Raw genomic sequence first — 11,956 nt, 5'->3', positions numbered from 1 at the left:
ACGAGCTCAAAGCCAAAAAGCTGAGGGAACAAAGAAAAACCATAAACCACTGATTTTACGTGATTAAGCATAACGCCCGCTTAAGGGGCAGACAACGCTACAACAAACTTTCCGCATAACACTGTAACCACAAAAGCCAAAGCATAGTGAAAATGCCACGCGTTGGCTGTCCCTCTTGAAGCGTTTGTTATATTTATTGGCTACTGTATGTTTGATTACAAGACGGGCATTTAAAGTCACCCAATCTTTGACGCATCCCTGTAGTCTTACTTAGTCTAACCTGCTGATTCTTTGTTTCATAACACGCAGAACAAAATGGACCATCATTATTATTTTTGAAATAAGCAAAGCCTCGAAACTCGAGATCCCCAATATTGCTCCCTTGTGAATTCTTTAGCTCATTAATTTCCATTTTAAGCTGCGCGTTTTGCTCAATAACATCAGCTAAAGCTAGTTTTGTAGTTGCTAATTCCCGATTGAGATCAGCAAGAACATTTATAAACTCAGCATCTTCTATATTTTTACTTATTTCTCTCAAGCGTTTAGCTAATCCAATGGCTTGACCAATAGAGCCGATTACATCATTCATTCTGTACTCCGTTCTCAAAATTAATATAACGCCGCGTTAAGTGGTGAGCAACGCTACCACCTGACCTAAAGCATTGTGCCGTAAACACTAAATTCAAAGCAAACCGAAAATGCCAAGCGTTGGGAATCCGTCTTAAACGCTTTGTTAGCTGCGTAGCTTTTTGGAGAGCAGGTTCTGTTTTGATTCGAATCCGGCGCTAGTATAAAAACCGATAGCTCCTGTGTTGTTTGACCAAACATGCAGGTCAACTGAACTAGCGCCAAGAGCACTAGCCCAGTCAGAAAAGTAAGAAACTAGCCCTGTAGCTACACCCAACTTTCGAGCTTCGCTAGAAACGATTAACTCTTCAATATACCCATACGTTCGTGATTGCGTCCAACGACGCTCTTTAACATTGGTGAGATTCCCCAATAAAGCTCCAACTACCTTTCCATCGTGCTCGCTAACAATAAGTAACTGGCATTCATCAGATAGAATGTTTTGAAGCTCAGTCTCATTTAGTACATCTTCAGTTTTGCGAACAACATCTGGGGCTAAGTCTGAATTGTGCTCATTCTCGGTTATGAAAAGGCTAATCAACACATCTAAATCTTTGATTTGAGCATCACGAATCATAAATTTTCTCTAAGCAGCTAACGCCCAATTAAGGGGTGAACAACGCCTCCCCCCTAACCTAAAGCATTGTGCCATAAACACTAAACTTGAAGTAGAAGCAAAAATGCCAAGCGTTGGGAATCCCTCTTAAATTGTTTGTTATATGCACAGAATTTCGACTTGCTTTATGGCGTCAAAGAATACTTTATGGCACTTAAAATCGGGCTTACTTCCTACTTTATGCCAGAAGAAACTAAACTCATGCCCACCGTCATCTTGAGTAAAGAAACTCCAGCTATTCGGTAGTTCTTGGTCTATTTCGCAAAGCACAAAATGCCACAATTGATTTTGAAAACCGCTTTCCCAGCAGCCGAGATAGTGAGTGCTCGATACACTAGATAACCCAGATTCTTCTTCCAGCTCTCTCAAAGCTGCACTTTCGATAGAAATGTCCGACGACTCTAGTGTTCCTTTAACAAGTTGAACATCAGCTAATGGATGTTCAAACAGCATTAACTCACGATAGTTTCCTGACTTTCTGAGCACTACAGGGCAGACTTTTACTTCCCTTTTCCGGACTCTTTCTTCCACTGAACTCTCCCGTGCATATAACGCTGCGTTAAGGGGTGAGTGCCGCCTAAACCAACTTTCCGCAGACCACCTTCACCACCAAAACTCACCGCATACCAAAAATGCCACGCGGCATGAATCCCTCTTGAACGCCTTGTTATGCTTAAACTTCAATGGGTTACGTTTTAATAGAACCAAGATTAACTCGACTTTGATTTACACACAAAAGCCAAAACACAGAAAACCGAAATGAATCATAGTTTTGATAATCAGGCTCGGAATTTTGGCAAATCTGGTTTGAAGTTTGAAAACCTAGAAATGGATTTCTGATTGAGCCAACCGCCCTAACCTCGCGCTTGCCCGAGAATTGATTGAGGCAATTCTCAGAGTTTTTAGCGCCAAAGAATAAGTGTCCGAAAAACAGCGCTCAAAAAAGCCAACTTGCCGACGAGCACAAAACTAAAAAGCTGAGGGAACTAAGAAAAACCATAAACCACTGATTTTACGTAATTAAGCATAACGCCCAATTAAGGGGTGAACAACGCCATCCCCCAACCTAACACATTGCACCGTAAACACTAAATTTGAAGTAGAAGCTAAAGTGCCAAGCGTTGAGAATCCCTCTTAAATTGCTTGTTATGTTCGTACTTACAGCGCTACGACTGCCTCAATTTCTATCTGCAAATCCGCATGAATTAGCTTAGAAACTTCTACCAATGAGCATGCTGGTAAATTGCCGTCATAGAAGTTAAATAACTGCTCTCTGATGCTACCCAACATGGACATATCACGAACAAAAATTGTTAGTTTCACCAAATCGCTTTTTAAGCGTTTCTCTAATCTAAGTACTTCTGAGATTTGTTCAAGAATCTCTTCAGTCTGCTCTGTTAGACCAAAGGCTTGGGATTCTGTGCCATAAGCTGTAAGCCCTGATAGATAAAGTGTTTTGTTGTGCTTTGTTGCATGGACGTAAGGTCCTGCAATTTCAGGTAAGCTTTCGTAAGTAACCCGTTCAACCACTTGATTTCTCCCTAGAACATAACGCCCAATTAAGGTGTGAGGCACGCAATATCAATGCCGCCGCATACCACCTTAACCACTAAAACCACCGCATACTAAAAATGCCACGCGTGCCGAATCACTCTTAAATTGTTTGTTATACGTTTGCTAGATTATGAAGACTTTTAATCCTATCAGGTGAAATAACCTCTGCATTAGAATTGAAGAAAGTATTAGCACTTTCACCTGCATCTAATTCGGTCTCACCATCCACCATCAATTTCAGAAAGAACAAAGCTTTAAATACCTCGTCTCCTCTCGGTTTAGCAGTAAAGGAAACTAGGTATGGTTTTGTAATTTCCTGAAAGCGGAATACCAGTTCTTTATAGTTATTACCGAGTAAAGTTCCTGCAATATCTTCAACCAACTCAGGAGCATCAGTATAGTTATGGTTTGATCCTGGGGCTTGAATAGCAACTACCTTTATGAGGAAGGCAAATGGTCCTTCATCATGATCGCCATTTTTCCCTGACATAGATAAGGAAAAAGGATTACAACCTGATTTTTCTAAACCAGATGCTAATGAAGACAATCTTTGGACTAACTGATCTTTGACTAAACTTTTCGTAAGAATCCCATGTTCGCTAAACGATTTATGGTCTTCAACACGAGTAGCATGAAACCACAATATTTCAAGCTCACTATCAGGTTCACCGAGCTTTTCTCGAGCAGCACGTTCAACATTCTTTTCAAGTGTGTAGTAATCGATTTGTTTGTCATTTTCGACACTTTTGAGAACTGAAATAAGCTCTTCCTCTGTTGTATGGAAAGCATCACAAAGTGACCGTTTTACAGATTCATAAGACGAACAGTCTAAAATCATATCACCTCTTTCCTCGAAATTTTGATTAAAACGTATAACGCCCAATTAAGGTGTGAGGCACGCAATATCGATGCTGCCGCATACCACCTTAACCACCAAAACCAACGCATAGTAAAAATGCCACGCGTGCCGAATCACTCTTAAATTGTTTGTTAGGAATTTGAACCCAGCAGTACTGTGAGCTCTTCTACTGACAGAGTATGATCTTTTTTCCTGTGGACCATTGCGTGACAATTTGCACATAACGGGACTAGATCTATTTCTGGATCCACTAACGTTGAAGTGCCTAATTGCGACACTGGAACTTTATGATGGATATGAATGTAACCCTCGCCGACGCTGCCATAAACTTTACCGTAGTCAAAACCGCACGCAGCGCAAATAGCTCCGTGAATTGCTATTGCTTGGCGCCTTAATTTTGGATTTCTCTCATAAGTCGTTACGTACTTCTTGTTGAAGTTACCCTCATGAAATGACTCAAACATGTTTGATTGGTCATTATTTTCTTCCACTCCGTACTTAGGCTTGGCCGTTTGCAATGCATATTTAGAAAGGTGTTCTAATATCAGGTCGTAGTTTTCTTTGGATATGGGTCTAACACCGTTTCTCCAATAATTTGATATTAGGTTAGAGGGAATACTCTCTAAATACTTACCATCAATTTTGGCAAGGATTGGCTTAGAAAATGTTTCAAAGCTATCGATAGTGCCGAAGTAGTCACTTTTAGAACTATTTCTATCGGGAAATACTTTGCCTATTGTTCCAATACCAAAGTAGTGAGGTTCGTTAGACAACCTACTTGCTTGATACGCTTTGTCTTTAATACGTCCCTTATAGTAAATGACCTGAGTTCCTGGCTCTAGATACTTTAAGTACCTCTTCGGAAAATGATACAAAACACCGGTGTCATCGTCCCATTGGGAAACATCATTTTCTACTATTACCGCGTACATAACTTCCCTCAAATTTCCTAACGCCGCGTTAAGGGGCGCAGGCACGCAATACAAAAGTGACTGCATAACACCTTAACCACTAAACACAACGCAAATTGAAAATGCCACGCGTGCCAAGTCCCTCTTAAACGCTTTGTTATGCCGTTACTTTTTGTTTTAACTGAACTTCTACCGCTTTTGAACCGTCGGAAAGTATGAAAAAGTCTGAATCAAAACGTTGAACCACATTAAAGCCTAGTGCCTTAAAAACAGCGACATTACCTGTTTGCTCAACACACCAAGCCGAGACTGAGTTAATAGACTTAAACTGTGTAACAACGAAATCTATGAGCTTTCTAGCTACACCTTTTTGGCGAAAACTTGGTGCGACTGCTAACGAGCTAAGCTGTAATTCTGAGCCAACCTGTTTAGCTCCAACTAAAACCTCATCAAAATGGAAACCAAAGCAACTCCACTCACTTTTAGCACTGTTTTTATTGCTAACTGCGACCACAGTTGGCCTGTAAACTTGGCGAAGTTCATCGAAGCAACGCTCTGACAGTTCAACCACTGATTTTTCATTAGCATCAAGCTGCCTTATCATCAATTTCACCTTAGGCATAACGCTGCGTTAAGGGGTGAATGCCGCATAAACCAACCTGTCGCAGACCACTTTCACCACCAAAAACAACCGCATACCAAAAATGCCACGCGGCATGAATCCCTCTTGAACGCCTTGTTATGCTTAAACTTCAATGGGTTACGTTTTAATAGAACCAAGATTAACTCGACTATGATTTACAAACAAAAGCCAAAGCGTAGAAAACCGAAATTACTCATAGTTTTGATGATCAGACTCGGGATTCTGACCACTCAAACTTGGAAACCTAAAAACGAATTTCTAATTGAGCCCGCCGACCTAACCTCGCACTTACCGAAAATTGATTGAGGCAATTCTCAGAATTTGTAGCGCCCAAGAATGGATGTCCCAAAAACAGCACCCACTGAAGCTAACTTGCCGACAAGCACAAAACCAATCAGCCAAGGGAACAAAGAAAAACCATAAACCACTGATTTTAGGTGATTAAGCATAACGCTGCGTTAAGGGGTGAATGCCGCATAAACCAACTTTTCGCAGACCACTTTCACCACTAAAACTCACCGCATACCAAAAGTGCCACGCGGCATGAATCCCTCTTGAACGCCTTGTTAGGCGCGCAGCTGTAATTGGTAAAAATCGGTTTCATCGTGCTTCAGATTAGGGCAACAATATACCCAACCATTGCGCTTATAGAACCTTAACGCCCTTGCGTTCGTTCTACTCACGGAAAGCACAGCACGCTCACAACCCGCTCGTGCTAATTCTGTTTCGATGTAGGCCTGAACTTGCTGGCTCAAACCAGAACCGCGAACTTCAGGCAACAAGTACACCAAATGAACATAACCGGTCTCTGGCTCGGGTGAAAAAGAACGAAACTCTAACTGCCCTACCAATATTCCATCCAACCAGATATGGATGTAAAACCAACCTGCTTCAGATTGCCTTTCTTGGATTCGTTCTCGATAACCTGCTATGAAATCATCAAAACCCGAAAAGGTCTCGAAACTGCAATAGTAAGCATCCTTTCGAGCAGCTACGCAAAAATTATAATCTTGCGCCAAATTGATCACTTTAAATTCTACGTTCATCCCTAATCCTAAAGTGAATAGCGCCTAACGCCCAATTAAGGGGTGAGCAACGCCACCACCCAACCTAAAGCATTGTGCCATAAACACTTAACTTGAAGTAGAAGCCAAAATACCAAGCGTTGGGAATCCCTCTTAAATTGTTTGTTATACCGTTTTTGAGTGGAACTCTCTTTCAATTTCGAATGACTCTAGGTCAATGTATGCTCGATAGACCTCACAATTGATATCTTGATTCCCTTTTAATACCGAAAGTAACGTAGTGAGTTTACTTTCCGGCATTTTCTCACCATAAGTAATTGATTTAATAGCATTCGACGAAAAGTAGTTCATATTCTGTTTATTTTTGACTATCAATCTAAATTCATTTTCATAAGACCACTCCGACGACTTTGTCGATACTAGAGAACCAATATTGAGGTTTTTACCAGAGCTATTACCTCTTTTTTCAACAGTTCCGAGGAAAAGATCTATTAGAGTGTATTTCTGAAGCTCACGATACTCCATTGGACACAAGCCGATTTCCTGCCCTGCACAGTCAGATAAACTCCTAATTAATTGGGAATAATCATATTCAATACAAAAGCCTCTAAGACCATTCCCATAGTGTGACCACATCAGCTTGTTTCGCAACGCACTATTACCCTGGGCTCCATCAGCAACCAAGCAACATGCTTTAGTAGTTTGAACATGTTCAAGTAGTTCTTTTTGAGTAAACGACACTATTCTCTTTAAGTGTTGCTCATAATAGCTAGCAAGTTTTCCCTTAATTATAAGTTCAGTAAGAATATCATTGAGTTCTTGTTCACTGGCGTCGTTTTTGTGTAGCTCTCTATACATGCGTATAGCCTTGTTTTGCTCATATTCGCCTAAATCACTATGAATTGCATTTTGGACGAATACATCTTCAAACGGATCGTTGAAATCTGAGTAAGAGCTAAACCATAGATAATTGTTAGCCAAAGCATCTAAATCATGAGCATTGTAAGGGAAAAACCTATATAAACTTTTAACCAACTATCAAACCCTCGTACTAGTTTTTCAAAACGGTATAACGCCGCGTTAAGTGGTGAGCAACGCAGACCACCTAACCTAAAACATTGTGCCGTAAACACTAAAGCTAAGCCAGACCCAAAATGCCATGCGTTGCGAATCCGGCTTAAACGCTTTGTTATGCGCCTTGCATCCAAGCCCAACTAATACCATAATTAGGTATCTATTGGTATTGAGGACTAAGTTATGGCTAAGAACACTAGTATTACTTTGGGTGACCATTTTGACGGTTTTATTGCTAATCAAATCCAAAGCGGTCGCTATGGCTCTGCAAGTGAAGTCATTCGTTCTGCTTTACGTTTACTTGAAACCCAAGAAACTAAAATGAACACTTTACGCCAGTTGCTTGTTGAGGGCGAAGAAAGTGGAGTTGCGGATTATGACCTTGATTCGTTTATCAATGAGTTAGATAGCGAAGAGAGAAAATGAGACCATTTCAGTTAACTAACAAGGCGAAATCTGATTTAAGAGATATAGCCTTGTTTACCTCTCGACGTTGGGGTCGCGAACAGCGAAATATTTATCTAAAACAGTTTGATGACTCATTTTGGCTGTTAGCCGAAAATCCTGACATTGGTAAAGCCTGTGACGAAATTCGCGATGGCTACAGAAAGTTTCCACAAGGAAGCCACGTAATATTTTATCGTCAGATCGGCAGTCAAAATATTGAAATTATCCGTATCCTCCACAAAAGCATGGATGTGAATCCAATTTTTGGCGCATAACGCCGCGTTAAGGGGCGCAGGCACGCACTACAAACGTGACTGCATAACACCTTAATCACTAAATAAACTGCAAACCGAAAATACCACGCGTGCCAAGTCCCTCTTGAACGCTTTGTTATGGCTTACAACTCACGAATAAACAAAAATCTAATCCGTTGTTTTATATAAACTTAACACGTTCATCTAAGCACTCATTAGAACCCATTTCGAATTCGCGGCATATCCAAGGACGATTTTCGTAAATTGCGCACATTAGAGTATTTCTATCTAAAGCCGCACACCAACCATCATTTAATCGCATCATTGTTTCACCTCCATACTGATCACGTGCGATGAACTCTTCTGGCGCGCCGGTATCAGAGATAATCATAACTTCAAGACGACAGCAGCAAGCTTTGCAGTTTGAGCAAGATACATTTGAGGAAGAAGGTGTATTAGTTGGTATAAGCATAAGTAACTACAGTTTAGTCAATTGCGCATGATACCGTAAATTTGATGCGAACAACCTTCATTTCTGAGATTACTTATCTTGTGAGCCATAACGCTGCGTTAAGGGGTGAATGCCGCATAAACTAACTTTCCGCAGACCACTTTCACCACCAAAACTCGCCGCATACCAAAAATGCCACGCGGCATGAATCCCGCTTAAACTCCTTGTTATGCTTAAGCTTCAATGGGTTACGTTTTTCTAGAAACAAGATTAACTCGACTTTGATTTACAAACAAAAGCCAAAACGTAGAAAACCGAAATGACTCATAGTTTTGAAAATCGGACTTTGAAATCTGGCTGCTAAAACTCAAAAACCTAAGTTCAAAGTTTTGATTGAGCCAACTTCCCTAACCTCACGCTTACCCGAAAATTGACTGAGGCAACGCTCTGAATTTTCAGCGCCAAAGAATAAGTGTCCGGAAAACAGCGCCCAGTAAAGCTGACTTGCCGACGAACTCGAAACTAACAAGCCGAGGGAACAAAGAAAAAGCATAAACCACTGATTTTACATGATTAAGCATAACGCTGCGTTAAGGGGTGAATGCCGCATAAACCAACTTTCCGCAGACCACTTTCACCACTAAAACTCACCGCATACCAAAAATGCCACGCGGCATGAATCCCTCTTAAACGCCTTGTTATGCTTAAGCTTCAATGGGTTACGTTTGACCAGAACCAAGATTAACTCGACTTTGATTTACACACAAAAGCCAAAACGTAGAAAACCGAAATGAATCATAGTTTTGATAATCAGGCTCGGAATTTTGGCAAATCTGGTTTGAAGTTTGAAAACCTAGAAATGGATTTCTGATTGAGCCAACCGCCCTAACCTCGCGCTTGCCCGAGAATTGATTGAGGCAATTCTCAGAGTTTTTAGCGCCAAAGAATAAGTGTCCGGAAAACAGCGCCCACTGGAGCCGCCTTGCCGAAAAACTCGAAACAAACAAGCCTGGGGAACAAAGAAAAATCATAAACCACTGATTTTACGTGATTAAGCATAACGCCGCGTTAAGGGGTGCAGGCACGCAATACAAAAGCTACCGCACAGTGCCGTAACCACTGAAACCAACGCAAACTGAAAATGCCACGCGTGCCAAATCCCACTTGAACGCCTTGTTATATGCGTAGCTTCAGCTACATAAAGACTGCTTCAATCTTGTTACCGTCAACATCGCGGACAAACGCTGCATAGTAAGTCTCACCGTACTCTGGACGCAAGCCAGGCTTACCGGCACACTCGCCACCAAGCTCTAATGCAGTAGCATAAAACTGGTCAACAGCTTCTTTGTTTGGAGCATTGAAAGCAATGTGAATTCCATTACCTGAAGAGGCTGCATTTTCACATGGGCAACCTACCCAAAACTCAAAGTTTTCGCCGTAGGCAGCCGCGACATTCTCGATGTAATGAGCCCGTTTTATGGACAAAGCAGATAGAACTGAGTCGTAAAAAACCACCGCAGATGGAACATTTGAAACACCAACTGAGACATGATTTAGAATCACTTTAAACTCCCTTTTGCTCACAGATTTTGAAAGCATATAACGCCCTGTTAAGGTGTGAGCAACGCAATACCGAAGCTCCCGCATACTACCTTAAACACTAAAACCAACGCATAGCAAAAATGCCACGCGTTGCGAATCACTCTTAAACAGTTTGTTAAGCAGATGTAGCATAAGCGAACAAGGCTTGGACAATTGGGGTCGCTATAGTCACTGAATTTGAAGCAACTCCTAACCAAGTAAACAACCTAGACTTAGATAAATTTTCAACAGCTTCTTTTTCTTGGTTACTCTTGATTATCTGAATTGCTTCAGAAATCAACTCAATTGGGGTGTTTTCTGGCAGCCCCATTTCAACTATTTGAGATTTACTTACATAAATATCAAAGCCAACTCTGACCTCTTCAAAGTCTACATTCCTAGCTTTGATATCATATGTATCCGGAGCGACGACACCAACATCACCTTTTTTGAATTTTACATTGTTTAAATCTAACGCCATGTTCTTCTCCACTTTTTTCTCAGATGCACGAACAAAAAAACCTGTTTTACAATAGTTAATCTCCACCTTTTTAGCATTTACAGAATTCGAGCTCAGCATATCAACGCCTTTATCAAACCCATGTAATGAAACGTTTTTTAAGCTTAATTTACAGTTTTCTCCAAGCTTTAATGCACTTGATTTTCCTCTAGGGCGGGGATACGGTGTCTCAGGGACATTTATTACACGATATTTACACTCATAACTTTGTCTTAAACCCAATAACCCCGTCTGTAGTGGCGGAATTTTCAATACTTGGCGAATATAATTAACTACTATTTTAAGTTGGTACATACAACTCCATGAGGTAATGAAATCTGCTTAACGCTGCGTTAAGGGGTGAATGCCGCATAAACCAACCTTCCGCAGACAACTTTCACCACCAAAACCAACCGCATACCAAAAATGCCACGCGGCATGAATCCCTCTTGAACGCCTTGTTATGTTTAAGGCTCAAAGGGTTAAGTTTACGAAACCAAGAGCTTAACTCGACTTACCTCTGCAAACCAAAACCAGATGCTAAGAAACTGAATTAACTCATAAATTTGATTTTACTGATATTGAGTTTTAGCGTGAGATACCAAAACTGGAGCTCGGACTTTGAAACTAGGATCGCTTCATTCAACTTACAAACACACTGAAATTAAATGAGGCAGTTCTCTGAATTTTTAGCGCCCACGAATTGAAGTCCAGAAAACAGCGACCACTAAAGTCACTTGCCGACAAGACCAAAATTAGAAAGCCAAGAAAAGATGCAAGCAACTGATTTTACGTGATTAAACATAACGCCCGCCTAAGGGGCTGGCAACGCACTACCACTAAACTCAAACACAACAACCATAACCACCGCGGCTCAATGGGACTGGAAACGCCACGCGTTGACAGTCCCTCTTGAGGCGCTTGTTAGTTTCGTAGCCCATTGTTTAACAATGACTTTTTTAACACATTTGTTTGAAAATCATTTTACGCAAATGCATCAAACAAACACACGTCCAACACCAAAAGCTGTGAAGTTGGCTGCCAAAACTCAAAACGATCAAGGTTAAGTTGACCACGGTTAAGAGTCCGCGACAAAGAAAGCATAATTTCAGCGATGATGAAGCCATTTGCGAAACCAAACTTTGAGTGTTGAACATCCAACAGAGTTGAAGCATCGAGATTTGATGGCTTAAAACGACTTTGAAACTGTTGAACTTTCAACGCTTTCTACCAAATCAGTATCAAGAAAAACTCAAAAGCCCAATTGTGCAATTTGAACGCTAAAAGCTGAATTTTCAGAACTTTGTGCGTGAATTTTTGATGATTTTTCTTGAGAGAAACTAACGCTGCGTTAAGGGGTGAATGCCGCACAAACCAACTTCCCGCAGACCACTTTCACCACTAAAACTAACCGC

Annotated in this window: 16 protein-coding genes; 2 read left to right on the top strand and 14 right to left on the bottom strand. The window is 41.0% G+C overall.

The features are described 5' to 3' along the window. Positions 1 to 193 precede the first annotated feature (193 nt). From LZU85_RS19410 to LZU85_RS19350, 9 genes are all read right to left on the bottom strand, one after another. Positions 194 to 589 carry a hypothetical protein gene (locus LZU85_RS19410; protein ID WP_237288207.1) on the bottom strand — a complete coding sequence of 132 codons (396 nt, stop codon included), beginning with the start codon at positions 587 to 589 and terminating at the stop codon, positions 194 to 196. 144 nt (positions 590 to 733) lie between these two features. Next, positions 734 to 1,204 (bottom strand): GNAT family N-acetyltransferase, encoded by a 471-nt coding sequence (locus tag LZU85_RS19405; RefSeq protein ID WP_237288206.1) that lies wholly within the window; start codon positions 1,202 to 1,204, stop codon positions 734 to 736. A gap of 138 nt (positions 1,205 to 1,342) precedes the next feature. Continuing rightward, positions 1,343 to 1,696 carry an NUDIX domain-containing protein gene (locus LZU85_RS19400; protein ID WP_237288221.1) on the bottom strand — a complete coding sequence of 118 codons (354 nt, stop codon included), beginning with the start codon at positions 1,694 to 1,696 and terminating at the stop codon, positions 1,343 to 1,345. Positions 1,697 to 2,401: 705 nt separating this feature from the next. Continuing rightward, positions 2,402 to 2,773 carry a RidA family protein gene (locus LZU85_RS19390; RefSeq protein ID WP_237288205.1) on the bottom strand — a complete coding sequence of 124 codons (372 nt, stop codon included), beginning with the start codon at positions 2,771 to 2,773 and terminating at the stop codon, positions 2,402 to 2,404. A gap of 136 nt (positions 2,774 to 2,909) precedes the next feature. Then, positions 2,910 to 3,635 carry a hypothetical protein gene (locus LZU85_RS19380; protein ID WP_176299860.1) on the bottom strand — a complete coding sequence of 242 codons (726 nt, stop codon included), beginning with the start codon at positions 3,633 to 3,635 and terminating at the stop codon, positions 2,910 to 2,912. A gap of 152 nt (positions 3,636 to 3,787) precedes the next feature. Further along, the gene (locus tag LZU85_RS19370; protein WP_237288204.1) at positions 3,788 to 4,588 is read right to left on the bottom strand and encodes an HNH endonuclease; all 801 of its coding nucleotides are present in this window, start codon (positions 4,586 to 4,588) and stop codon (positions 3,788 to 3,790) included. Between the two features lie 136 nt (positions 4,589 to 4,724). Continuing rightward, positions 4,725 to 5,171 (bottom strand): GNAT family N-acetyltransferase, encoded by a 447-nt coding sequence (locus LZU85_RS19360; protein WP_237288203.1) that lies wholly within the window; start codon positions 5,169 to 5,171, stop codon positions 4,725 to 4,727. Positions 5,172 to 5,776: 605 nt separating this feature from the next. Further along, on the bottom strand, positions 5,777 to 6,256 hold the full coding sequence (locus LZU85_RS19355; RefSeq protein ID WP_237288193.1) for a GNAT family N-acetyltransferase: 480 nt from the start codon (positions 6,254 to 6,256) through the stop codon (positions 5,777 to 5,779). 144 nt (positions 6,257 to 6,400) lie between these two features. Beyond that, on the bottom strand, positions 6,401 to 7,270 hold the full coding sequence (locus tag LZU85_RS19350) for a DUF2971 domain-containing protein (protein ID WP_237288191.1): 870 nt from the start codon (positions 7,268 to 7,270) through the stop codon (positions 6,401 to 6,403). A gap of 222 nt (positions 7,271 to 7,492) precedes the next feature. On the opposite strand from LZU85_RS19350, the gene LZU85_RS19345 reads away from it, so the two are divergent. Then, complete coding sequence (locus LZU85_RS19345) at positions 7,493 to 7,735, top strand: type II toxin-antitoxin system ParD family antitoxin (RefSeq protein ID WP_011080384.1); 243 nt, start codon at positions 7,493 to 7,495, stop codon at positions 7,733 to 7,735. Beyond that, entirely contained in the window at positions 7,732 to 8,031 is a 300-nt protein-coding gene (locus LZU85_RS19340; RefSeq protein WP_001247271.1) for a type II toxin-antitoxin system RelE/ParE family toxin, read from the top strand. Before LZU85_RS19345 ends, LZU85_RS19340 begins: the two co-directional genes overlap by 4 nt. 160 nt (positions 8,032 to 8,191) lie before the next feature. Here LZU85_RS19340 and LZU85_RS19330 read toward each other — a convergent pair whose 3' ends face one another. The 5 genes from LZU85_RS19330 to LZU85_RS19290 form a co-directional block, all read right to left on the bottom strand. Next, positions 8,192 to 8,482, bottom strand: coding sequence for a YkgJ family cysteine cluster protein (locus LZU85_RS19330; protein WP_237288189.1), 291 nt, complete (start codon positions 8,480 to 8,482; stop codon positions 8,192 to 8,194). Between the two features lie 346 nt (positions 8,483 to 8,828). Then, complete coding sequence (locus tag LZU85_RS21200; RefSeq protein WP_011150364.1) at positions 8,829 to 9,014, bottom strand: hypothetical protein; 186 nt, start codon at positions 9,012 to 9,014, stop codon at positions 8,829 to 8,831. Between the two features lie 641 nt (positions 9,015 to 9,655). After that, positions 9,656 to 10,024 carry a VOC family protein gene (locus LZU85_RS19310; RefSeq protein ID WP_025638031.1) on the bottom strand — a complete coding sequence of 123 codons (369 nt, stop codon included), beginning with the start codon at positions 10,022 to 10,024 and terminating at the stop codon, positions 9,656 to 9,658. Positions 10,025 to 10,178: 154 nt separating this feature from the next. Then, on the bottom strand, positions 10,179 to 10,856 hold the full coding sequence (locus LZU85_RS19300) for a hypothetical protein (protein WP_187567828.1): 678 nt from the start codon (positions 10,854 to 10,856) through the stop codon (positions 10,179 to 10,181). Positions 10,857 to 11,525: 669 nt separating this feature from the next. Next, entirely contained in the window at positions 11,526 to 11,705 is a 180-nt protein-coding gene (locus LZU85_RS19290) for a DUF645 family protein (protein ID WP_029628718.1), read from the bottom strand. Between the last annotated feature and the right edge of the window lie 251 nt (positions 11,706 to 11,956).

Source organism: Vibrio floridensis (assembly GCF_021852965.1).
Lineage (GTDB): Bacteria > Pseudomonadota > Gammaproteobacteria > Enterobacterales > Vibrionaceae > Vibrio > Vibrio floridensis.
This window is presented reverse-complemented; position numbering and strand designations above follow the sequence as displayed.